Origin of the sequence: Bradyrhizobium stylosanthis (genome assembly GCF_001641335.1) — a bacterium.
In the GTDB taxonomy this organism is placed as follows: domain Bacteria; phylum Pseudomonadota; class Alphaproteobacteria; order Rhizobiales; family Xanthobacteraceae; genus Bradyrhizobium; species Bradyrhizobium stylosanthis.
In genome coordinates this window covers 105,504-126,586 of sequence record NZ_LVEM01000006.1, presented here as the reverse complement: position 1 = coordinate 126,586, position 21,083 = coordinate 105,504, and the positions used below count along the sequence as shown (strand labels likewise).

Sequence of the window (21,083 nt, the reverse complement as noted above, 5' to 3'; positions counted from 1 at the left end):
TAGCAACGGGCTTCCAGCTCGACTTCTTGGTTGTTAATCGTCATCAAGCATGGTCGGCAGCATTCGCTCAACTGCAAGCCAAGCAAGGTTACCGCAGCTTGCGCTTGGATCGGATTGTTCACGTCATCTGGGTACGACTGGCCGCTGATTGGTCCAGTCGATCATATTCATGTTATCGCACTGCTCATGGGGCCCACTCGCATGGGCGCGTGCGGCTGTCGCCGCACCGGGCTCTCGTGTTGGGGTGGACGGCCCCCTTCCGCCACTCTGCGTGGCTAGATCGAGGTGGTCGCTGACCTCAAATGAAGGAGCCGCCCGTGGAAACGATTGTTCGCATCGGTTTGGATACGTCAAAGAGTGTGTTTCAGTTGCATGGCGTTGACGGGATGGAGCAGCCGGTTTTGCGGCGCAAGTTGAGGCGCAGCCAGGTTCTGGAGTTCTTCAGGCGTTTGCCGCCTGCGTTTGTCGCGATGGAGGCTTGCGGAGCATCGCACTATTGGGCGAGGGAGCTACGATCGCTCGGGCATGAGGTGGCGATGATCCCGCTGCAATATGTCAAGCCATATGTGCAGCGCGGGAAATCCGACGCCGCGGACGCCGAGGCGATTTGTGAAGCGGCGAGTCGGCCAAAACTGCGCAAGAACTTTGTGCCGATCAAGAGTCCCGAGCAGCAGGGCGCGCAGATGCTGACACGCGTGCGCAGCCAGTTCATCGGCAGGCGTACCCAGCTCGCCAATTCGATCCGCGGCTACGCCGCGGAATTTGGCTTTACCGCGCCCAAGGGGCTTTCGCGCCTTCATCAGTTGCTGACCGATATTCGGGCTGATGAGACAGTTCCCGACTTGGCGCTGGAGCTCGTGGAAGCGTTGGCGGCAGAGCTGGCGCGCGTCGACGACCAGATCGCTAAGCTCGACAAGAAGCTCATGCACCTCCACCGGAGTAGCGAGATGAGCCGACGACTGGCGGCCATTCCGGGAATTGGTCCAATTGGCGCGACGCTGCTCTCAATCAAGGTCGTGGATGCAGGTGGGTTCAAGTCGGCAAGAAACTTTGCTGCTTGGCTTGGCCGACACCAAAGAACCATTCAACGGCCGGAAAGAACCGGCTCGGCGTGATTACGCGGGCCGGTGACGGCATGTTGCGAACCGTTTTGGTCGCTGGCGCGACGGCTGTGATCGCAGATGTGCGGCGACGCGAGAGTCGCTCCTGGCCCTGGCTGAAAGACATGATCGCGCGCAAGCCGCCGAAGCTGGTCGCCATAGCGTTGGCAAATAAGCTGGCGCGGATCGCGTGGAAACTGATGGTCAGTGGCGAGCATTACCGACCTGCTGGCAGCGTCATACCGATGCCGACGCCAGCCTAGGCTTAAACGAAATGCAGAGCTTGGCGCTAGACCGTTAGGTTTGACGCTGAGGGCGGAACTTGCAGGATAGGAAGAGGTGGTACGTTCGGCGCGAGCCGGTCATGTGAGATACTCCGCTCGGTTTACCGGCAGAAAATGCCGCTCTCGTGTTTGGATCTCACTATCCGCGAAGCCCATCTTGGCCGGTGGTCGCAAGACCCGAAAACAGGCCGGACATATGAGCGCAAGCGATCCGAGCATGCTGCCAGAGCCAATCCTTGCAAGTCGGGGGCCGTCCACATATGAACCAAGCCGCTTCGCGTCTCGGCCTTCGGCTTCGATCCCTTGCACAAGCTTATATAATGTGTCGCTCGCCGGAGGCACTCGCGCGAAGGGCTGCCGCTTCGCGGCACCGCTATCACTGCCCGTCGCGCGGGTGCCTTCTTAAACCGGTCTCGCGACTGCACTCGGTCCCGGGTCCCGCCGCGTTCCGCGTCGGCGCTATGCTGACCCTCCTGCGGGTGCCTCTTTCGATTTGCTCACTCTTCGCTTGCCTTCGATCCCCTGTTTTAGCCTGCGCAGACTTGCTCAGATTTCCGACGCTCGAGATCTAAGGGCCTCCGGCCCTCGCGCGCGCCAGGGTGAAGCGCCGGCTGTGGCCGGCGCCACCCCGAGCGGTCTCCCCGGTCTTCCGTGCTTTCGCTGGCTCTTCATCTTCTCGAACAACTGACATGCGCCCGTGCAGACCCGCTTCTGGCGAGCGGCCCTGATCGGGCGGGTGATCCCCCTCCGCTCGGGTCGCCCTGGCACTTGCTACCCATAGTGTAGCCGCGGACCTGCACTGCGGTGAGTGGGGTAGGCTGTGCTCTTCCGCAACCCAGCAGGAGAAGCATCCATGGAATGCTACATTGGTTTGGATGTATCGCAGCGGCAAACAGCAATCTGCGCTGTAGATGCTAAGGGCAAAATAGTAGCCGAAGGGAAAGCCCTGACGCGGCCAAGCGACATTCACAACTGGCTTGTTGCCAAGGATGTACAGATCTCCTCCATCGTCAGGATCGGCATCGAAGCAGGGGCAATGAGTGCCTGGTTGCACATCGAACTGACGAAGCTGGGGCTGCCGATGATATGTCTTGAAGCCTTTCAAGCGCACCGGTTTCTCAAGACGTACCGCAACAAGACGGACAAGAACGATGCCCGCGGTCTAGCGCAGCTCGTTCGTATGGGAGGAGAGTTTATCCGGCCCGTCACCGTTCGAGCCCGCAGCAACCAGGAGGATCGGACGTTGCTCACCTTGCGACAACAGTTGGTGCAGCAAAGGGTCGGGCTCGAGAACAACATCACCGGCAGCCTCAAGCCGTTCGGACTCCTCGTGCCCCGCGGCAACGTCAACAGCACCACCTTCCGCGAGCGAGTGATGGTAGCTCTCGCCAAGGCCGACGAACTTGGCCTCACGTTGAGCGATGGGATCATGCCGTCGCTCGATCTCTACGACGACCTCTGCAAGCACTTGGCCATTCTGACTCGACGTGTGGAAGCAGTTTCTAGAGACAACCCGGTCTGCCGGCGGTTGATGACAGCGCCGGGTGTCGGGCCGATCATCGCGCTGTCCTTTGTAACAGCCGTCGATAATCCGCTGCGCTTCTCCAACGACGAAGATGTCGGTGCCTATTTCGGCCTCACACCAAAGCAGTACCAGTCGGAAGAAACGGATTATCAAGTTGGCATTTCCAGGCTCGGCAACTCCATGACGCGCGTGCACCTGGTTCAGGCCGCCACCATCTTGCTGTCCTCCAGCAGGAAAAGGTCAACACTCAGGGCCTGGGGAATGAAGGTTGCCAAAAGACGCGGCTTCAACAGAGCGCGGATTGCCGTCGCCCGGAAGTTGGCCATCGTTCTGCACCGTATGTGGATAAACGAACAGGACTTCCGCTGGAGCAACAAGACAGAAGCTAGCGAATTGGTCAGCTCAACAGCGGCATGAGGAATCCTTTCGGCTCAGGCTGAAAGGTATCTCCGCGAGGGGACGGAAGGGATGGTGACCGCGCAGACCGGGATGGCGACGATTGACCATGTGTCGATCGGCACGCCGAGCTACCCATGGCGGCACCCTCTTCTGAACGAACCCTATCATGCGGCCAGCCTGACGAATTGCGCTGATTAGACCGCGAAGAGACCCAGGCTCCCTCGCAGAGAACTCTTTAAATAGCGCCGGCAGCGACCGGCGTGAAGGTTTGTAAAACGCTTGACCGTCTTGGCGGCCAAACCCTGTTTTGCGTCTTGCATATGCGGCGACTTCTCCCACTGCAGGCAGATAAGTTTGTTCGTCTCTCCTGCGGGACGCTTTATTTTGCGGCTGCCGCCGCATTGGCCCTAAGGGCTTCGCCCTCGCGCGCTGCAAGCCCCTTCCGCCCAGAACGCAAGAAAACTGCCGCGAAGCGCAGGGCGTCAATTTTCTTGCGTTCTGGTTCCCCGCGAAGGGGCTTTCCGCTTGCTACCCCAATCTCGCCGATGGGCAGGGTTGCAGCAGCAGCAGCTGCAACCCTGCAAGGAAGCGTGACCGATCTCTTGCCAAATCCGCGGCTAGAGACCCGGTCTCGCCGACGGGCAGGGGTGCAGGCGCGTGGTGCGCCTTGCACCCATGGAAGCAAAAGGAAGAATGATCATGTCGGTAAAGTCAGTTGAAATCATCCCGGCGAGCGGGACGGAGACTCTTATTCCGCTCAACAAGTTGAAGAAGTCACCGAACAATGCGCGCAAGACGCCGCATAGCGAGGCGGCGATTGAGGCTTATGCGGCGAGTATCGCTGCGAAAGGCATTCTGCAAAATCTTGTGGTTGAGCCCGAGCTTGACGGAGAGGGCGTGGCCACGGGGTTCTATTTGGTCACCATCGGTGAGGGCAGGCGGCTTGCTCAGCTGCTGCGGGTGAAGCGGAAGGAGATCAGGAAGACCGAGCCGATTCGCTGCATCATCGACACCGCAAATGATCCACACGAAATCAGCCTGGACGAAAATGTCACCCGCGAAAACATGCATCCGGCCGACCAGTTCGAGGCCTTCAAGAAGGTGGCGGACGAGCGCGGATTTGGTGCTGAGGAGATCGCTGCCCGCTTCGGCGTGACGCCGCATGTGGTGCGGCAACGGCTGCGATTGGGTGCTGTATCGCCCAAACTGATCCAGCTCTACCGCGAGGGCGATCTGACCCTTGAGCAGTTGATGGCCTTTGCCATCACCGACGATCAGGCCCGGCAGGAGGCCGTCCACGAGCGTCTGTCCTACGATCGCGATATCAGCACCATCCGCCGTTTTCTCACCGAAACCCATGTCGCCGCGACCGATCGCCGGGCGCGGTTCGTCGGGCTTGATGCCTATATTGAGGCGGGTGGTACGATCCTGCGCGACCTCTTCACCGAGGATCGCGGCGGCTATCTGGAGGATGTCGCGCTGCTCGATCTCTTGGTCACGGCACGACTTGGCCGAGAGGCGGACACCCTGCGGACAGCCGAGGGATGGAAGTGGACCGAACCCCATCTCGACTTCCCGCATGCTCACGGGATGCGTCGTGCCTACCCGCATCCGGTTGAGCTTTCGGCCGAAGATCAGGCCGTTCTTCACGCGCTTCAAACCGAGTTCGATTGGCTGACGGAGGAGCATCAAACGGCCGAAGAATTGCCTGATGAGGTAGATGCGCGGTTCGGTCAACTGGAGAACCAAATCGAGCAACTGGAGGCAAAAAGGCAGGCCTACGATCCCGGTGATGTCGCGCGCGGCGGCGCGTTCGTGACGCTCAATCATGACGGTACCGTCAGGATCGAACGCGGTTTCATCCGCCCAGAGGACGACAAATCCCAGCCCGGGGCCGCACTGGACGGCGACGCTCAGGGGCAGGACGAGGAGGGCGACGGGGACGATCAAGCCACGCGCGATGAAGGAGAGGACGGAGAGAATGAAGAGGAAGACGAGGAGCAGAAGCTGTCTGACACGCTCGTTCGTGACCTCACAGCGCATCGCACCTTGGGGCTGCGCCTCAATCTGAGTGAGCAGCCGGACGTCGCCATTGTGGCCGCTACGCAAGCACTCGCGGCCCAAATCTTCTACATCGGCGCGAATGCCCATGTAGTCGGCATCCAACCGGTGAAGACGGATTTGGCCATGCATGCGGCCAGAATCGAGGACACTGCGGCCGGCAAGGCGTGGTCGGATCGCCATGCCAATTGGGCGAGGCAGATGCCCCGGGACGTCGGCGGACTGTGGGACTTCGTGGCTGAACTCGACCACGACAGCCGCATGGCGCTGTTCGCGCATTGCACGGCATTGACGGTCAATGCGGTCAAATTGCCGTTTGATCTCCGGCCGCGCGCGCTGGCGGCGGCAGGCCGTTTGGCCGAGGCGGTGGCCCTCGATATGACCGGATATTGGCGGCCCACGGTGCAATCCTATCTCGGTCGGGTCACCAAGGCGAACATCCTTCAGGCCGTTCGCGAGGGCGTTAGCGAGGAGGCCGCCGAACGCTTGTCGGGAATGAAAAAGGCTGAGATGGCGTCCGCCGCCGAGCAGCTGCTGGCGTCAACCGATTGGCTGCCTTCCATGCTTCGTACAGCCAAAGCGGAGGATCAGGCCGGTGCGCCAGACAGTGCGCAAGGGCGTGAGTTCTGCTCGCAGGCGGCCGAGTGAGAGCTGAGCCGGGGTCGCGGGAGCGGTCCCGGCGCTCATCAAATTCCGGCCGAGCACCTGACGGTGCGCGGCCGTTTCAATTGAGATGAAGCGGCGACAACGCGCGTTAGCCCGTCTCCAAATGCGAGCCACGATCCCTCCGATCTGAGCCATTTGCAGCGACCCGCGAGCTTGTGCCGCGCCTCCCTATGGCGGCGGCCAGGCGGTCAGGTTGGGGTCCTGATTGTGTCTGGACCTCGCGTATCCGACGCGCAATCGCGCGAATAATTCCAGCTGGCGCCGTCGATTCCTCATGCGAAAATACCGCCAGTTCGCTTTGATCTGTCCGGTGCACCGTCCTAGCGATTGATGTGCAGGCGTTGCTATTCCTGATCGATCCTACTGTTCTCCAATGCCGTGGTAGGCGTCGGTAGCCACGGTAATCTCCGTCAGTCCGGGTTATGGGCTCGCGTCCAACGCAACCTCGATTGGCTGATCAGGCCCGAGGGACGGCAAGAGCCTCGATCGCCTTCCCGCAACGGCTCACGCCTGCTTTTTTCCCCTGCCGCAAAGCGGCGGCATTCCTCGCGCAAGACAAAAAAGCAGGCTTTCGCCGTCCTCCGCTGCGCTGCGGGCCCAAGGGCTGCGGGCCGATCGCTCCCCGGGCAAGGGATCGCCATTGAGGCTGCGATAGGCGCGGCCCGAGCAACAGACAGACGGAGATCACCATGGCCACCATCGGCGCTTTCACTGCTTCAGACAACGGCTACACCGGCTCGATCAAGACGCTGACGCTGAACATCAAGGCCAAGTTCACGGCCTCCGAGAAGGACAACGACAAGGCTCCTGACTACCGGATTTTCGCCGGAGCCACCGAATTCGGCGCCGCCTGGAAGAAGACCGTTCGCGACAGCGACCGCGAATATCTCTCGGTCAAGCTCGACGATCCGAGCTTCCCGGCGCCGATCTACGCCTCGCTGGTCAAGGTCGAAGGCGAGGAGGGTTTCAGCCTGATCTGGTCGCGCCGCAGCGGCGACTGATCGCTCCAAATCGAAAGCCCCGCCTCCTTCAGAGGCGGGGCTTTTTGCGTGCTCTGCGCCGCTTTAAAGGAAGGAGGAAGGGCTTTTTCTCCCTCAAAAGAACGGTACAAAGCCGCGGATCCGCGGCCTGCCTTGAAGGCGCTCAACCCGGAATTTGTCGGTCCTTTGGAGGCGTTTTCGTTGGACGGTTTGCGAATTCAATCGTCATCCGCGCGGTCGACTGGCGGCCTGATCACGGGCGCCAGAGCGATGCTTCCAACGCGAAACCGGGCCTCTAGCCAGGCGACCTAGTCGGGTATGGATCGCGCCTCGCACCATTGCCTTCGCGCCGTTTGCACGTGCGAATGGGCGCTCCGCGAAGGCCCGACACCTTCCTCTGTAGGGCACGATTCCCTGCTTGTGGCGCCACGACCTATGGCAGCCGTCCCCCATCCGAAACCCTCGCACGCTGCCTTTTTTCCCCGCCGGCGGGCCGGCTCCTCGCGGTCGCTTCGCTGCAAAAAAGGAGCGCACTCGGGTGCGCCGCTACGCTTCGCCCCAACGGTTCGGATGGGGGCCAGCCGCCATGACGGTCTTGCCATCGCAGGGCATCAGCCCCTGCGGCAACGAAGGAGACAGACCATGACCGCGATCGGATTCGTCACCCGCACAATTGACGGCGGCTTCAGCGGCGAGCTCAAACTTCTGCCAATCTGCACCCACATCGACATCGTACCGAACCGCGATAAATCCGGCGATACGCCCCCAGACTTCCGTATCTTCACCGAAGGCTTAGAGGTCGGATCCGGTCGGATCTTGTGCGGTGACGGTCGCGCAACTGACTACGTCAGCCTGTCACTTGCAGCACCTGGCCTGGGGGGCCGAAAGCTCTACGCTAACCTTGGCCGAGCGGTTGGCCTGGGCGGCGAACGCGGCTTCTTCCTGGTCTGGAATCCTGTCGACTAGGTCAAAGTCTCGGGCTCCCGCGCACTGCGCAGGAGCCCTTTTCTGTCTCCAGGAAGCCCGCTTTTTTGATCAGTTTCGATGGCTCGGGCCCAAGAAATTTACACGACCGATGTGAGAATTCTCGCCTGTTTGCGAGCGTTCAAAGGCTCCAATAGGTGATCTTCCGAGCGTGGATTCTCAGGTTTTGGCCACGCATCGTTTCTCCAAATCGCTCGATGTGCTTCCAAATCTTGCGGTTGGTGACGTCGTCTGGCGCCGGTGCCAGGACCTTATTGTGAGCAGAGGGAGGAAACGCTGAGATCCAGCGCACCAGACGACCTAGTAAGCGTCCGGCGGCTGCACATGGCTTAGGGGCGATGCCTTCGGCCCGCGCTCTATTCGTCGCTTCGCTCCTCACCGAGCCACCCTACGGCTGTCTCGGCCCTTCGGGTAACGATCGCTATCGCAGGCGGTAGAGGAGCTGGTGAAACGTCCCGTTTCGATCAGACAAATGCACTTGCGCGGCGTGGAATCTTGCCTAGAATTGGAGGCCGCTCGATCGCTTTTCTCTCCATTCCGATGTGGAAGATCGCTCCATTGCCAGTAGATTTTGCGCCACTCGGTAGGCCGCCGAGAAGCTGCAATTGATGGCTTGGACACGTGCCGAGCGGTCGATTTTTTTGTGTGTCGCTTGGATCGGCAGATGCTGTTGCGGCAAGATGAGGAAGAGTTAGCGAGCAAGTAAGCGTCCGGCGCGTGCACCTGGGCTCATCCCTTGACAGGATTTTCCGCTTTCCAGGTCCACGGCAGCAGTTCGTCGAGGCGGTTGACGGGATGTCCATCGACCATTCGCGTGAGCACATCGCGAGGGTATTCGTATGGTTCGACGCCGTTCAATTTGCAGGATTCGATGAGCGAACAGAGCACCGCCCAGCGCGTTCCGCCGCCGTCGCTCCCGGCAAAAAGGTGGTTTTTGCGCCCGAGCGCTACGGGACGGATCGCGCGTTCGACCGGATTGGTATCGAGTTCAACGCGGCCGTCATGCAGGAAGCGCGTCAGCCCATCCCATCGCGAGAGCGCGTAACGCATCGCCTCGGCGAGCTTGGCGCGACCGGGTAGCAGGGGCAGCTGCGTCTCGATCCAGAGCCGGAATCTATCGACGAGCGACCTCGATATTGAGCGCCTCGCGGCCAATCGGTGCGCAGGCGATTGACCGCGGATTTGGGCCTCGACGGCATAGAGTTCGCCGATCCGGCGTAGTGCTTCCAACGCCAACGGCGCACCGTCAGCCTCTGCAATTTCGTAAAACTTGCGCCTGGTATGAGCCCAACAAGCGGCAAGAATGATGTCGCCGCTTCCGGTCAGACGCTCGAAGCCGGCATAGCCATCGACGTGCAGAACGCCCTTAAATTGATCGAGATGCGAGGCCGGGCGCTCGGCTTTTCGATCCGGCGCGAACAGGTAAACTGCGGCCGGCGGCGCCGGTCCACCCCAGCCGCGCTGGTCGCGGGCATAGACCCACAATCGCCCGATTTTCGTTCGTCCTCGGCCTGGATCAAGCACCCGGATCGGCGTGTCATCAGCAAAAAGATGGTCGGAAGCGAACACATTTTTGCATAGCCGTTCGTGCAAAGCCTCGAACCACCAGCAGGCCCCACCAACCCAGCCAGCGAGCGTCGAGCGCTCCAGTTCGACGCCGTGGCGCGCAAAAATCTGCGCCTGACGATAGAGCGGCGTGTGGTCACAATACTTGCTCACCAGCACCTGCGAGAGCAGCGCTGGCGTGGCCAGTCCGCCCGCAATCGGTCGCTCGGGAGCAGGGGCCTGGGTGATGGTTCCGCATGCCCGGCAGGCGTATTTCGGGCGACGGATACGCACGACGCGCATGTGAGCCGGCACCCAATCCAGCATCTCGCTGACGCTCTCTCCGATGGCATGCAAGGCGCCGCCACAGCACGCGCAGGCCTCGCTTCCGGCGCCGAGAACGATCTCTTCGCGCGGCAAATGATCGGGCAGTGACTTGCGTTTCGGCGATGTCGATGGAGACGGCGCGGGTGCCTCGAAGGCGTCCGGATTGGTCTCGGCAGCCGTCAGATCGATGTCCAGATCTTCAAATCCGAGCGCAAACTGGTCGGCGTCGAGCCGCTCGGAGCGGCGCCCATATTGCGCGCGCTGAAGCTGTTTGATGATCAGACGGAGGCGCTCGATCTCACTGTTTCGATGCTCGATCAGCGAGGCGATGTCGCGTACCAGGCGGTGCAGAAGCGCTGGGTCAGACGGCAGATTGTTGAGGTCAAGCTGCATATCCGATTCTACTCGGATACGCCGATTCGATGAAGCGGATTCGCTATATTATAAGGGGTTTTTGCGCTCTCAGCCCGCGATTGCAGGTCGCCATCGACGTTCCGGCGTGCGCCAGTCGATGCCCTCGATCAGCATCGCCAATTGCGCCGGCGACAACGTGACCGTGCCGCCTGGATCGCTCATTCTGGGCCAGATGAAGCCGCCTTGATCAAGCTTTTTGGTGAACAGACAAAGCCCGTTGCCGTCCCAGAACAGGATCTTCAGCATGCTCGCCCGCTTGCCTCGGAAGGCAAACAGGTGGCCGGAGAACGGATCCTTCTTCAACGTTTCCTGGACGAGGGTCGCGAGCCCATCGTGGCCCTTGCGCATGTCAGTGTACCCAAGCGCCAGATGCACCTTCACGCCCGCCGGAACGATCATCATGGTGCTGTCTCCCGGTCTGCAACGTGCCGACGGACGACGTCCGGATCGGCATCGGCGGGTGCGAAGACGCGCCGTCCGTCGGGTAGTTCGACCGCCACCATGCCGTCAGGCGTGCGCAACAAATCGTGTAGAACGAGCGACGGCGAAGTAGCACCTGTCGTGTCGTTTGCGATCTCGACGCGGGCCAATTTCGCCTGCGCTCGTCGGCCAAATCCGAACTGAACTCGCCACCGGAACAGCATGCTGGTGACGATGCCGTGGCGCCGGCAGACCTCGGCGGCGCTGGTACCTGGAGCCTCGGATTCGTGCACGATCGCGAGCTTCTCCTCGTCGCTGAAGCGGCGCCGGTTGCTGCGTCCGTCGTCCGATGGATCGGCGCTGGACGCCTCTGTCAAGCGGCTTTCGACGCCGGACTCCTTAGCAGCGCTGCTAACACTAGTGCTTATTTGCGCGCGGGCACTGGGGTGAAGCTGCGCTCGCCAGTCGATTTCCACCTCGTTGGTATTGATCAAATCGCGCCATCGCTGCAGGGCAAAACGCGACAGTCCATGGGCCTTGGCGTACGCCCGCACGCTCCTTCCGGACCACGTCATCGCCTCGACATGCATGGCCCAAAATGCCTGGACGGCACGGCTGCGCGCGTCGCTGGAAAGCTTGAGAGGCCGCTGCAAACGGCGCTGCTCACGCTTTAATTCGGCTTGTACCTTAAGGGCTTCCACGTCGACTAGGACGCTCAGCCAGCGCGCAAAACTGCCCTGGTCCAGCCGATGCTGACGGCAATAACTGCGCCGGCTGAGGCCGCTTTTGCGCCACGCCTCGATGTGCACCGACCACCAGGTTCGGCGCGCTCTGTTCTCATATTGTTTCCGCCCCACAAGAGATTCTCCATGCTGCAGAGAACCCGATATGGAACGTCAACGTATTCTCGAAAGAGGTGCGAGAACCGGACGCTTACGCGAGCAACAAAGAGGAGGGGGAACGATGGCAAGATAAAAGCACTGGCGCTACGGAGCGTCTAAGACGTTGTCTGCACATCCAAGTGTTGGCGACACAGCAAGGTGCCATGTCGCTAACTGCGGCCTATGCCGCTCAATTCTCTAAGCAAACTCGTCCGCAGGTTCGAGTCGGCATTATCGTGACGCAAGATCTGAACTTTGCCGAGAAGGGGCGGTTGAATGGCGGATTTACGACGCAATTTTTAGAACCATATAGGTTCGAATTGTGACGACGCCGTTTGCCTCAAAATTTCGAGTGCCGCGTCGGCTCTCATGGACCAGGTGTGTGGATAATAGACGAACAGTCGTCATTGACGTTTGATTGGGCCGTCATTTGCTCCACTCGGATGCTCTCAGAGCTGTGTCAACCGTGCAATAGCTTGCTTGACCATGACAACAGAGCGTTCGAGGCGATGAAGCAGAGCTTCTAATTCTATCGGTGTGGCATCTTCCATTCGGAGGTTGTCGTCGGCGACAGTCCGAGCAACAAGACTGTCGACTTGTTCAGTTGATGCGCCCGCGCCCAACGATGCCTCGACTTGTCCCGCCGGTGTTAGGACAATCGAGATCTTCGATCGCCTAAGAATTGCTGATTCAGCTAGTGCAGCGGGTAGCTTGACTGCGCAGACGACTTCGCCCGTTTCGACCAACCTGTAACCAGCGCTATATGACCGACGAGTGAGAATGTCGTCGCCATTCTCAAAATCCAAGAACGCCTCTACTGATCCTGTCAAAAGGTTCACGCCGTCCGCCCGCTGAGCCTCATTTGCCTTTGGCGATGATAGCAACTTCCAATGTCGAATGTAACTTAAAAGCGGTCGCCTTAAAGGCGGCAATTTGGCCGATGTGTTCGTGTGAAACGAACACACAAAGGGCCCTTACGAGATATCCTCGCGAAGAACATGCGTCGGCTTCGGGCTGCGCGTGGTCTGAGCCAGGAAGCGCTCGCGCATGAGAGTGGGTTGAACAGGACCTATCTCAGTGGGGTTGAACGTTCCGAAAGGAACGTGTCGATCGACAACGTGGCGCGGATTGCAAATGGCCTCGGTGTCGACCCTTGGAAGTTGCTCAAAGACGACTGACACTTCCCGTAATGTCGCAGATCTTTATGGCCTGCGGGGGGGGGGGATTACGGCTGCCATTCCAAGACAGCCTGCCTTGGTGGGCGTTTGAGGTCGTTTCCTGAAGCGCTTTTGGGCACAGGAACGGCGTTGTCGGCCGACGTGTCGCGGCGTGACCACAGCCGTCGCTGCTAGCGGGCCGCGGGCACAGAGGCTTTGAGGCCACCCGAAAATGCCGAAATCGGAGAAGATCCCTTTCGTGACTTGGCCGCTCGGCAAAAGGGACTTACAAGCAACGATATTACGACGCTGCGCAGTTCGAACCTTTGAACCGTTCTTCTTCGACTGAGATGCCCTGCGATCCGCTGTGCGGTGAGAATAGAGAGGAGGCCTAACTTACCTCAATTGCCAATGCTAGACAAAACAGCGGACTCGAAACGTATGCTTGCGGACGTGGCCTTTGGCGGCGTACGAAAGCGAGCCTTCAGATTTGCCCCTGAACGCCGTGGAGCGTGAAGCCGAGCAGTCGCTGGCGCGCATTCGCCGACAAGTGTCTGACCGTCGAAAAATTCTCGTTGGCCTTTGCCGCCCGATTGGGAATGAGGGTGAGGCTTTGAACCGCGTGTGTATTTGCCTGCGACAGATCGGGCGTGTGCGCGGGAAGATCGACAAGGCAATCTACGCCGCAGCTGCCAGTTTGCTTTTCAACTATCTGGGCGTGGCAAACCACGCCCGCCGTTGGACCTTGGCTGCAGCAAGCTGTCGCGCCCGATCAAAACGCACAACGGAGAGGTTGATACTCTCACGCTGCGTGAACCGACCGCGGGGGCCTTCGTCGACAACGGCGAGCCGTTCAAGGTCATCACGAAAACCAACGCCGAAGGTGAGCCCTCCGGTATTGATATCGTGTACGACAATAACCGCGCGCTTCTCCGGTTCATCGTCGACATGGTCGTTGAGAAAGTCGACGAGATCGTACTCAAGGGCTTGACTGCTGCCGACTTTATGCGGCTGCGCGGACTGGCCACGAACATTATCCTGGTGGGGATCGGTCCCAAGGACCCTATCGCACCGTCCGTAGGCTGATCACTGTATTGATGGCAGACCATGGGCTCCAGCCTTCAGAATTGGAGCCCATGCACCTCGGGCGGCTACTGAACTACGTCGAGATGCTTGCCGATCTAGGAAAGATGCGCGCGAAGCAGCAAGGAAAATAGCGGGGACGAGAGTGTCTAACCCCTCAGTGACCGCAACAATCTCAGCCAATGATCAGGCGGCCCCCAAGCTGAGAGAGTTGCTCGAACTAACAAAGAAGCTAGAAAGCACAGCGAAGGCGGCTTTTAAAGAGAATGGCGGCAATGCTCTCGCTAACAGCTACCGGCAAGCCACGTCCGCCGCGCAGCAACACCTCACGGTGCTTGAGAAGATGCACTCCGTGCATCTCGCGCGGCTCATGCAGTTGCGTCACTAGGCATGTATGGGGTAAGGGGCTCACGGCAGAGCAGATGCGGGAAAAGCTCGCGTCCGCTCTCGACGAAGGCGCACGCACCTTGTGTCCGTGTGCACCCTAGTGAGTGGCCGACTAGAAATCGAATTCGACGCCAAGTTGGGCGATGTCGGGCGAGCCTTCGAGGAGGCATCGAAGGCAGGCTCCGGGAAGCTGAACTAGCCAGCGATGCGTGGTACTGAGGACTTGAGGCCAGATCAGCCTATCTCGCTAAAGGCTGCCTGTGAGATCATCTTCGAGGACAGCATAGGCCCCGCGACGCTCAAGGTGGAACATAGGCGGGGCAACCTTGAGATTTTCAAGATCGGCCGGGCGTACTTCACGACGCGGCGGCATGTGGAAGCGATGATTGAGAAGTGTCGAACTCAGGTGCGGGCAGCACCTTCGAGATCATCTGGCGCCGACAACTTGACAGAGGAAGCGAGTCGCCGCGCCTCGCGTGCTGCGGCTTGGCTGAGCGTCAATCCGGCCCATCGTGTTGTGGCTACCGCTGTTCATACGCAGGCCGAAAGCCCTTTGTCTGCGGCCTGAGGGCCGCAGAGCGTCTTTTAAGTTTCGACGGCAAGCGGCCCACACGGGCCGCTTTTCGTTTTATGGATGGCCGCGCAGTCTCGTCAGCTTTTGGTCAGCCAGCGCGGATACGGAGCCCCGGGGTTAGCGGGTATGTGGCAGGGACAGCGCGATGGCACCAGAACGGTCAGCGCCGAGTCACGTGCCGCTAGCTTCCATGGTAGTGCGGGCGGGGCAGGGACAGCGTCCTGTCATGCCCCAAGCCAACAGGCGCCGAGTCTCGCCCGCGCTGCCTGCGATCTGGGAATCATATTCCTCACGGACACTCAGGGAGCGAGAGGAGATTGTCCGGTTGAATTCCGTCCACTGTTGTCTTGATGTACTTGTGTCGGCCGTCGGTCGCGACGATGACCTCGGCAGTGATGCCTGATTCTTCGACGTAGTACTCCCACTCGCGGCTTTCGATATCTCGGATAGTCTTCGCGACCGATAGCCTCCATCGCGTTCCGTCTGAATTCAGCCCGCCGACAAATTTGATTCTCTCATGTGCGATTCGCCTGTCAGACTTGTTTATGCAATGAATGCGCACGCGTTTTGCGGGGTGTCTCCCGTCTCTGCAAGCTGCCGGACCAGCTTAGAGATTGCCTGACGACGTGGGGCCGACCGGTTCTGGTAGTTGTGCCAGGGCTTTTCCTGATGAATGTATCGTACCGTCAGCTTCTTCCGCTGCTGTGAGGCTGGCTGTGTCGAAGTTAGCGGTGCGTTGCAGGGACAGCGCTCTGCCTCCAACGCTCGGGCGCCGAGTCACGTTGCCGCTAACTTCGACTGCGGATGATCCAGGCAGGCGGTGATCACCAGGGGCGAGGACCCTCGGGAGCGTAAGTCAAGGCACCCGCTGCCACTGGCTGATTTTGTCCGGTATGCCCAAGTTTGATGGGTCTCCGGCCGAAGGCCAAGAGCATGTCCCGTTCGCCAAGTCTTCGGCCGCGGAGGCTGGCGAAGCATACCGCCCCAATGTCTCACCACCAAACGTGACCGTAAAATCCTCCCCATTGGGAACGATCTGAGCCACCCCAGCGTGAGTTTTGTAGAACCATTTCACCATCTGCGACCCTTCCATGAACGTGCTGTGGTTTCACGTCTGAATGTAACTCGCATGCGCTGAGCACGCTCGCGCTGCCTTGCATTCTCGTCCCCACCAGTTTTGATAGGTGCCCCGGTTACTTGTCTGCGCCATTATCTGGTGGCGCCTGTAGAATGTGACCCTCTCAGCGAAGCGTAACCTACGGTAGCTACCGGCCAACGAATGGACATTTTCGAGCGGCACATCAACTCACTGCGGTCGCAAGCGCTTGCGGTGCTTGCCGCCAATCAAGCCCGTTCGGCCGATCAGTCTTTGAGCCTGGCAGATCGCCAAGTCGCGACGTTTGATGCTGAGGACGCCCAGGAAGTGCTCAGCATACTCGATTGCGTGAAATTCGACCCCGGGCCCGAGGAGGCACGGAAGATCGCTGCGCGCATACGTGCGTTTCTAGAGGACCCCGTGTGCGCCCACCAATCCAGGTAGGTGCTTGCGGTAACTTCTCCATGTTACAGATTAGTAGCCCCCCGGGGAATTGAGCCTCTCGGAGAGTGAGGTGGTTAGCAGTGTCTGACCGCCGAAGTTTGCTGCGCGTGGTAGAGACGGCGCTTCGGGTCTGGTCCAACTACGCGAGCGCCGTGTCAGCGCCGCCAACTTCACTGGTAGCGCGGACGTGGTAGGGGCAGCGCCAAGTTCCCGTATCTCCGGCTGCCGCCGAGCCACGTTCGCGCTGCCTCCTTTGGGCCAATCAACGGTGGCCCCCGTTTAGGGCCGCTGGCCGACGATGGCGGCTCGCCCGTAGTGCGCAACGTCATGAAGCCATCAGATGCACCGATGCCAGCCCGTTACACGATTCGACGTGACGCACTCGGATGGAGCGTTATTGATGTGTTCACCGGGCAGGTAGCATGCCGCGACAACGTCACCCTGACGGGGTTCTCGTCGAGGAAGAAGGCTGACGACTTGGCCAAGGCGCTGTCCTGGCTCTATCGCAAGGCCAGACGAGACTAGGCGCCGGGCTATAGCGCCGCGCGTACTTGCCATTGGAATCTGTTACCCCCGCGTTACCCGAACGCTCCATGCGATCTTGGGCACATGAGTTTTCGTCGGAGGTTTTACAGTAGTTACAGGTGGTTAAGTGGTGAGCGCGCTGGGGCTCGAACCCAGGACCCCGTGATTAAAAGTTATGGTTTTCCGGATTTCATTGGATTGCATCAGCTTTCATTGGATTACATAACTCACTGAAAGTATTGCCGTTTGCGCCGATATGCGCTATCAATGGATTTCATTGGGGCACGCGCTGTTTCGCATTCATGTGGCCCCGGAGTGGCCCCATGCCTGCGAAGAAGCATCGCACCGAGCTTACTGCGACGTCGATTGCTAAGCTCAAGCCGCCCGCGATTGGACGCCTATGGATCGCGGATTCGATCGTGCCGGGTTTCGGTGTGCGCGTGACGGATAAGAGGTCCAAAACCTTTGTGCTACGGACGCGCTACCCCGGCGAAACGAGCGCCAGCCGGCGCGAGATCGGCAAAGTCGGAGAGATTAATTAGCCGACGCCCGGGACAGGGCTAGGAACTGGATCAGGTTGGTGGGCGAGGGTAAGGACCCGGGGAAGGTCGAGGAGCAACAGCGAAAGGCCCAGCTTCGGAAAGGTGCCGCCACCGTTACTGCCGTGCTGGACGCGTTCGAAAAGGACCATGTTGAGGGGCTGCGCAGCGGCGGTCAGGTTAAGGCAGCATTCAGCAATCATGTTCGGCCGCGTATTGGCGATCGGTCCATTTATGACCTGAAGCGCAGCGACATCACTACCATGCTCAACGAGATCAAAGCCGAGAGTGGCCCGGTGATGGCTGACCGTGTGCTGGCGCACGTTCGAAAGGCTTTCAACTGGCAGATGATCCAAGACGACGATTTCAAATCGCCGATCGTCCGCGGCATGGCCAAGACGATGCCAAAGGAGAGGGCTCGGAAGCGGATCTTGGCAGACGACGAGATCCGAGACGTGTGGACCGCGCTCGACCAAATTGAACAGCCGGCCTGCTACCCGCGCTATGTGAAGTCCCTACTGTTCGCCATGACGCGCCGGAACGAATCTGCTCGGATGCACACAGACGAGCTGGAAAGCGACCTCTGGATCATTCCGGGTTCCCGTTACAAGAACAAGCAAGATCACGTCATTCCGATCACATCCGCGCTCCGTGAGTTAATCGGCGACAAGCCCGCCGGCTGCAAGGGAAATTCGTGACGTTTTCTCAACCACGACACTGAACGGCGAGTTCGATGGCGCGAAGCCCCTCAGTGGGTTCAGCAAAGCAAAGAAAGAACTCGACGGGATCGTCGCCCGGATCGGCAAGGTGGAGGGCAGGGCGCCGATGAAGCAGTGGCAGCTTCACGACCTGCGCCGCACCGCTCGGAGCCTCATGAGCCGGGCCAAGGTCGATGCCGATCACGCCGAGCGCTGCATGGGTCGCGTCATCGGCGGTGTCCGCGTAACCTATCGAATATCTGACCGAGAAACGGAAGGCGTTCGAGGCGCTGGCGTCCATGCTGGATATGATCCTAAACCCGTTTGCGGATAACGTCGTGCCGATGCGCGCTGAAGCGATCGGGTAATTCCGCGCAATTCGCAATGTTTCGTTAACCTTCGTGCGGCAGCATACGATTGTATCTAGGTTCTAGGGAACTAGCTGAAATTCGTTGACCGAGATGGTCGCGAGAGATCTGCGGATCTTGCTAGTGACTAAGGCCGCGCGACCGGGATGGTCGGGACCAGCGCAACAAGCGCTCGCCCGGCCTTTTTTATTGGCGGCGAGCACAGCTACCGGAGCACGCCGCCGTGTCGCAGAAGTTGATTGCCTATGAGGGCCTTTCGGCCAAAGGCATCGTTTATTCCAAAACTCAGCTTTGGCGGCTCGAACGAGCAGGGAAGTTTCCGCGGCGCGTGAAGCTCTCCGCCATGCGGGTTGCCTGGATCGAAACTGAAATTGACGAATGGATCGCGGCCCGCATTGCCGCGCGCCGGCAGCCCGTCGCGGCTTGATGTTGATTGGTCAACATCCAACGCTGACTTTCGATACTCAGGAAGCTTAGGGAAATCCCATGAACGAATTGCATCAATTGATCGAGCAGCGCGGCGCACCGCACGAGGTCGTGGAACGCGCGAAACCCCTTATCGCGACGGCACGTCACCTGGCGGATGCGGTGGACGTATTACGCACGGTAACAAAGAATGCGGCTGCAGATCGAACCCGGACGGCCGAAGGGCAACGCGGGTTCGTTCGCACGCACATCATCGACGGGACATCAACGTCTCTCCGGAAAGCGCGATCGCAGGCCAAGCAATGCCGGGATGATCTGGCCACTTGGACAAAGCGCCTGGTCCCTCCAACCGGCGACAAGAGCGATCTCGAAACGGCGGTAGTTCGCAGTGACATTCGAGCAATGTTTCGCGGCATGCCGGCGCCGGAGCGAATGCAGTTCCTGGCAAAGCTCGACCACCCTGTTGAAGTGTATTCCGCTTTGTTGTCGGGACCAACCCTGCTGTCAGGCATCAGCGAGGCTCAGCGCGCCAAGCTGCTCGACAACTACCGGAGCCAGTTTCACGCTGCAGACATGCAGCTAATCGCACAGCAAGAGGACGCAATCGCGTTTCTCGACGCCGTCAGTAGCACAGTCGTTAACGAAGCTGCGCGCACCGGGGGTTGGCAATCCCACGAATTTTCCAAGCTCATCGAAGAGGCGAACTGAAAATGGCGACACTATCTCAACTCCAAACCTCCCGTGCTGCAGCCGGCTCCGCATACGCCAGCGCCCTTGCGTCATTGAAATCGGCATATATCTCGCTAGCGGCGCTCGACCGCACCATTGGCAATACGAACGTCAGTGGCGCGACCGTGCAAGGCTTTCCGCTCGACCACGCGGCGCTGAACAACACCATTCGTATGCTGAGCCACAGCCAGTTCGCACCGAACCAGGCGCAGGGTTGGGAAGACCAGATCCTCGCCGCTTCCAACGCGCAAATTTCCGCCTTCACGCCAGGCTGATCGCATGACCACTCTGATTGCGGTCTCAAAGACCACCGACTCGCTTGCGCCACTTCACATACTGACGGTAAGCGTTCCGGCAGACAGTGCCGCGTCTGTGACTCGGTTGGGCGACCGCATCGGCGATACGCCCGAAAGTGTCACGGCAATCGCGGCCGACGAAACGAAGCTCTTCGGGCCGTTCGCCATGGCGACCCGGTGGAAATTCGTTTGCGCTGCCGGAACTGCAACGATCACCACGGCGCCGGCTGATCTTCTGGCCGTGGATCAGAATATCGAGCGCATGGTGAAGTTGACGCAGAGCGAATACGACGCGCTCGATCCGCCCGACTCCAAAACACTCTACATGATCGTCGGATGACATCACGGAACAATCAAGTGAGGAAGAACGGACGTGTGATCGCTTGGAGCGCGTCGCGATCGGGCGGATTTGGTTGGCTTCGAAATCATGAGGGTGGCCCCGACTTATTTTTTCACAATTCGGCACTGGCGTCGGACGATAGGCCCACCGTCGGTCGCGAAGTTACCTTCGAGACCGATTTTGACGAGGTTCGGGGCAAGCCCAAAGCTGTTCAAGTTCGACTAACCTAGTCGCAACCTACGTTCTTGCTCGCGAACCATCGTCAATTTAGACTTCCTACCTCTATTTTTATCGGAGTGTTATACGTGGCTTTGGGTACCGTGAAGTGTTCAACGCGACCAAGGGATATGGAGTTATTCAGCCGCAGGATGGTGGTCCTGACGTGTTCGTTCACATCTCGGCTGTTGAAAAAGCGGGCTATACCGGTCTCGCTGAAGGGGCGAAGGTCAGTTACGAACTGACGACGGGGCGGAATGGGAAAGTGTCAGCCGAGAATTTGCGGATCGGCTAACGAAAGCATCCGGTTTCCACGGACCTGCATCGATTGGGCTGCAATAAGGAATCGGCTAGGATCGATTTCGTGGCTTGTTGCGTCCGCGAAACCCGTCTCCCGGCAGTCGCCATGGCGCATTTGCCCCAGGCCGCTTGAGATCGGCACCAACCAATCCTGGTAGGTGCTTGCAGCACTTCTCCGCAATACCCTTGCTCGCCCTTGAGAGTTTGATCCTCTCGGAGGCCAGTGTGGTCAGTCTCGCCAATCCAAGGACGAGGGCTGATCACCGAAGTTTGCGGCGTGCGATAAGGGACAGTCACATCGCCACCAACTTCGCTGGCA

General features: G+C 59.7%; 20 protein-coding genes and 2 pseudogenes. 16 read left to right on the top strand and 6 right to left on the bottom strand.

The window, feature by feature from the left end:
* Positions 1–317: 317 nt before the first annotated feature.
* From A7X65_RS41135 to A7X65_RS35085, 5 genes and pseudogenes are all read left to right on the top strand, one after another.
* A pseudogene (locus tag A7X65_RS41135) lies at positions 318–1,363 on the top strand (IS110 family RNA-guided transposase).
* Between the two features lie 874 nt (positions 1,364–2,237).
* On the top strand, positions 2,238–3,326 hold the full coding sequence (locus A7X65_RS35100) for an IS110 family RNA-guided transposase (RefSeq protein WP_063693981.1): 1,089 nt from the start codon (positions 2,238–2,240) through the stop codon (positions 3,324–3,326).
* A 681-nt stretch (positions 3,327–4,007) separates the two neighbouring features.
* Positions 4,008–6,017, top strand: coding sequence for a ParB/RepB/Spo0J family partition protein (locus A7X65_RS35095; RefSeq protein WP_063694291.1), 2,010 nt, complete (start codon positions 4,008–4,010; stop codon positions 6,015–6,017).
* A 707-nt stretch (positions 6,018–6,724) separates the two neighbouring features.
* On the top strand, positions 6,725–7,036 hold the full coding sequence (locus A7X65_RS35090) for a DUF736 domain-containing protein (protein WP_063693980.1): 312 nt from the start codon (positions 6,725–6,727) through the stop codon (positions 7,034–7,036).
* A gap of 621 nt (positions 7,037–7,657) precedes the next feature.
* Positions 7,658–7,981: a DUF736 domain-containing protein gene (locus A7X65_RS35085; RefSeq protein ID WP_063693979.1), complete on the top strand. Its 324-nt coding sequence runs from the start codon at positions 7,658–7,660 to the stop codon at positions 7,979–7,981.
* A 747-nt stretch (positions 7,982–8,728) separates the two neighbouring features.
* Here A7X65_RS35085 and tnpC read toward each other — a convergent pair.
* From tnpC to A7X65_RS42275, 4 genes are all read right to left on the bottom strand, one after another.
* Positions 8,729–10,264 (bottom strand): IS66 family transposase, encoded by a 1,536-nt coding sequence (tnpC, locus tag A7X65_RS35080; RefSeq protein ID WP_063693978.1) that lies wholly within the window; start codon positions 10,262–10,264, stop codon positions 8,729–8,731.
* 69 nt (positions 10,265–10,333) lie between these two features.
* Positions 10,334–10,687, bottom strand: a complete 354-nt coding sequence (gene tnpB, locus A7X65_RS35075; RefSeq protein ID WP_082885179.1) for an IS66 family insertion sequence element accessory protein TnpB — start codon at positions 10,685–10,687, stop codon at positions 10,334–10,336.
* Positions 10,684–11,562: an IS66-like element accessory protein TnpA gene (gene tnpA / locus A7X65_RS35070; protein WP_063693976.1), complete on the bottom strand. Its 879-nt coding sequence runs from the start codon at positions 11,560–11,562 to the stop codon at positions 10,684–10,686. The genes tnpB and tnpA overlap by 4 nt, the downstream gene beginning before the upstream one ends.
* A 473-nt stretch (positions 11,563–12,035) precedes the next feature.
* On the bottom strand, positions 12,036–12,425 hold the full coding sequence (locus A7X65_RS42275) for a hypothetical protein (RefSeq protein WP_145669825.1): 390 nt from the start codon (positions 12,423–12,425) through the stop codon (positions 12,036–12,038).
* A gap of 159 nt (positions 12,426–12,584) precedes the next feature.
* Between A7X65_RS42275 and A7X65_RS35065 the strand changes: the two genes are divergently transcribed.
* The 3 genes from A7X65_RS35065 (at position 12,585) to A7X65_RS35055 (ending at position 14,214) form a co-directional block, all read left to right on the top strand.
* Positions 12,585–12,764 carry a helix-turn-helix domain-containing protein gene (locus tag A7X65_RS35065; RefSeq protein ID WP_208608642.1) on the top strand — a complete coding sequence of 60 codons (180 nt, stop codon included), beginning with the start codon at positions 12,585–12,587 and terminating at the stop codon, positions 12,762–12,764.
* 717 nt (positions 12,765–13,481) lie between these two features.
* Positions 13,482–13,829: a phage tail assembly protein gene (locus A7X65_RS35060; RefSeq protein WP_063693974.1), complete on the top strand. Its 348-nt coding sequence runs from the start codon at positions 13,482–13,484 to the stop codon at positions 13,827–13,829.
* Positions 13,830–13,986: 157 nt separating this feature from the next.
* Complete coding sequence (locus A7X65_RS35055) at positions 13,987–14,214, top strand: hypothetical protein (RefSeq protein ID WP_063693973.1); 228 nt, start codon at positions 13,987–13,989, stop codon at positions 14,212–14,214.
* An 862-nt stretch (positions 14,215–15,076) separates the two neighbouring features.
* On the opposite strand, the gene A7X65_RS41130 is transcribed toward A7X65_RS35055, so the two are convergent.
* Complete coding sequence (locus tag A7X65_RS41130; RefSeq protein ID WP_082885178.1) at positions 15,077–15,349, bottom strand: DUF3892 domain-containing protein; 273 nt, start codon at positions 15,347–15,349, stop codon at positions 15,077–15,079.
* Between the two features lie 1,826 nt (positions 15,350–17,175).
* On the opposite strand from A7X65_RS41130, the gene A7X65_RS43435 reads away from it, so the two are divergent.
* Both A7X65_RS43435 and A7X65_RS43430 read left to right on the top strand, forming a co-directional pair.
* On the top strand, positions 17,176–17,394 hold the full coding sequence (locus A7X65_RS43435) for an integrase arm-type DNA-binding domain-containing protein (protein WP_245324039.1): 219 nt from the start codon (positions 17,176–17,178) through the stop codon (positions 17,392–17,394).
* A 38-nt stretch (positions 17,395–17,432) separates the two neighbouring features.
* Positions 17,433–18,089, top strand: coding sequence for a tyrosine-type recombinase/integrase (locus A7X65_RS43430; protein WP_245324038.1), 657 nt, complete (start codon positions 17,433–17,435; stop codon positions 18,087–18,089).
* Positions 18,090–18,096: 7 nt separating this feature from the next.
* On the opposite strand, the gene A7X65_RS43425 is transcribed toward A7X65_RS43430, so the two are convergent.
* The gene (locus A7X65_RS43425; protein ID WP_245324037.1) at positions 18,097–18,390 is read right to left on the bottom strand and encodes a hypothetical protein; all 294 of its coding nucleotides are present in this window, start codon (positions 18,388–18,390) and stop codon (positions 18,097–18,099) included.
* A 290-nt stretch (positions 18,391–18,680) separates the two neighbouring features.
* Between A7X65_RS43425 and A7X65_RS35035 the strand changes: the two genes are divergently transcribed.
* From A7X65_RS35035 to A7X65_RS35015, 6 genes and pseudogenes are all read left to right on the top strand, one after another.
* Positions 18,681–18,884 carry a helix-turn-helix transcriptional regulator gene (locus tag A7X65_RS35035; RefSeq protein ID WP_063693970.1) on the top strand — a complete coding sequence of 68 codons (204 nt, stop codon included), beginning with the start codon at positions 18,681–18,683 and terminating at the stop codon, positions 18,882–18,884.
* A gap of 59 nt (positions 18,885–18,943) precedes the next feature.
* Positions 18,944–19,591, top strand: a complete 648-nt coding sequence (locus A7X65_RS35030) for a hypothetical protein (protein WP_063693969.1) — start codon at positions 18,944–18,946, stop codon at positions 19,589–19,591.
* Between the two features lie 2 nt (positions 19,592–19,593).
* On the top strand, positions 19,594–19,887 hold the full coding sequence (locus A7X65_RS35025; protein WP_063693968.1) for a hypothetical protein: 294 nt from the start codon (positions 19,594–19,596) through the stop codon (positions 19,885–19,887).
* 4 nt (positions 19,888–19,891) lie between these two features.
* A complete protein-coding gene (locus tag A7X65_RS35020; RefSeq protein ID WP_145669816.1) occupies positions 19,892–20,248 on the top strand; it encodes a phage upper tail fiber protein in 357 nt (118 codons plus the stop codon).
* Positions 20,245–20,478, top strand: a complete 234-nt coding sequence (locus A7X65_RS43950) for a cold shock domain-containing protein (RefSeq protein ID WP_082885177.1) — start codon at positions 20,245–20,247, stop codon at positions 20,476–20,478. The genes A7X65_RS35020 and A7X65_RS43950 overlap by 4 nt, the downstream gene beginning before the upstream one ends.
* A 75-nt stretch (positions 20,479–20,553) precedes the next feature.
* Positions 20,554–20,759 (top strand): annotated as a pseudogene (locus tag A7X65_RS35015) (cold-shock protein).
* Positions 20,760–21,083: the final 324 nt, after the last annotated feature.